This window comes from Arenimonas sp. (assembly GCF_019459675.1).
Taxonomy (GTDB): Bacteria; Pseudomonadota; Gammaproteobacteria; order Xanthomonadales; family Xanthomonadaceae; genus Arenimonas.
Genome location: NZ_JAIBFH010000254.1, coordinates 1 through 1,450, shown reverse-complemented (window position 1 = coordinate 1,450; position 1,450 = coordinate 1). Strand labels below are relative to the sequence as shown.

The 1,450-nt window shown below is 68.3% G+C and carries 2 protein-coding genes; both read left to right on the top strand.

Annotation, left to right across the window (positions count from 1 at the left end; translation table 11 throughout):
• A partial coding sequence (gene guaA, locus K0M70_RS08520; RefSeq protein WP_290781374.1) for a glutamine-hydrolyzing GMP synthase occupies positions 1 to 882 on the top strand: 882 nt, incomplete at its 5' end.
• A gap of 21 nt (positions 883 to 903) precedes the next feature.
• The gene (gene tadA, locus K0M70_RS08515) at positions 904 to 1,380 is read left to right on the top strand and encodes a tRNA adenosine(34) deaminase TadA (RefSeq protein WP_290781373.1); all 477 of its coding nucleotides are present in this window, start codon (positions 904 to 906) and stop codon (positions 1,378 to 1,380) included.
• The last annotated feature ends 70 nt before the right edge of the window (positions 1,381 to 1,450 follow it).

Below are 1,450 nucleotides of genomic sequence, written 5' to 3'. Positions count from 1 at the left end.
GTGTATGCTTCGGTGGGCGCGGCGCTGCTGCACCGGGCCATCGGCGACAGACTGACGTGCGTGTTCGGGGACACGGGCCTGCTGCGTTGGCAGGAAGGCGACCAGGTGATGGCCATGTTCGCCGCCGAGGCCGCCAACGGCGGCATGGGCATCAAGGTCATCCGGGTCAATGCCGCCGACCGCTACTTCAATGCGCTCGCCGGCGTCAGCGACCCGGAAGCCAAGCGCAAGATCATCGGCCGGCTGTTCGTGGAGATCTTCGACGAGGAGTCGTCCAAGCTGAGCAACGTCAAGTGGCTGGCGCAGGGCACCATCTACCCGGACGTGATCGAGTCGGCCGGCAGCAAGACCGGCAAGGCCCACGTCATCAAGAGCCACCACAACGTCGGCGGCCTGCCCGAACACATGAAGCTGGGCCTGGTGGAGCCGCTGCGCGAGCTGTTCAAGGACGAGGTGCGGCGCATCGGCGTCGAGCTGGGCCTGCCGCGCGCCATGGTCTACCGCCATCCGTTCCCGGGCCCGGGCCTGGGCGTGCGGATCCTGGGCGAGGTGAAGCGCGAGTACGCCGAGCTGCTGGCCAAGGCCGACGCCATTTTCATCGACGAACTGCGCAAATCGGGCTGGTACGACAAGACCAGCCAGGCCTTCGCGGTGTTCCTGCCGGTGAAGTCGGTGGGCGTGGTGGGCGACGCCCGCGCCTACGAATGGGTGATCGCGCTGCGCGCGGTGGAGACCGTCGACTTCATGACGGCGCACTGGGCGCACCTGCCCTACACGCTTCTTGACGACTGCTCTCGCCGTATAATCAATGAGTTGCGCGGTGTTTCTCGTGTAGTTTATGACATCAGCGGCAAGCCTCCCGCCACCATCGAGTGGGAGTAGGGCGCCAAACGCGGGCACGTCATGAACAGTGAACACAGCGACCAGGAATGGATGCGCCAGGCGCTGGCCCTGGCCGACCGTGCCGAGCGCGAGGATGGCGAAGTGCCGGTGGCCGCGCTGGTGCTGGGACCGTCGGGGGAGCTGCTGGCGGAAGGCAGCAACCTCAACATCAGCAGCCATGACCCCAGCGCCCACGCCGAAATCGTCGCCCTGCGCCGCGCGGGGGCTGCGCTGGGCAACCACCGCCTTCTGGGCTGCACGCTTTACGTCACGCTCGAGCCCTGCGCGATGTGCGCGATGGCGATGGTGCACGCCCGCATCGCCCGGGTGGTGTACGGGGCCAGCGACCCCAAGACCGGCGCCGCCGGCAGCGTGTTTGATCTGTTGGCCGACCCGCGCCACAACCACCGGGTGCAGGTGACGGGTGGCGTGCTGGCCGCCGAGGCCAGCGAGCGGCTGACGGCCTATTTCCGCCGCAAGCGGGGCAAGCCGGGCTGAGCCGCCGCGCGGCTCACCGGCGGCGGCGCGCCAGCTCGATGTCGAGCTCGTGGTCGAACCCACGCACGGA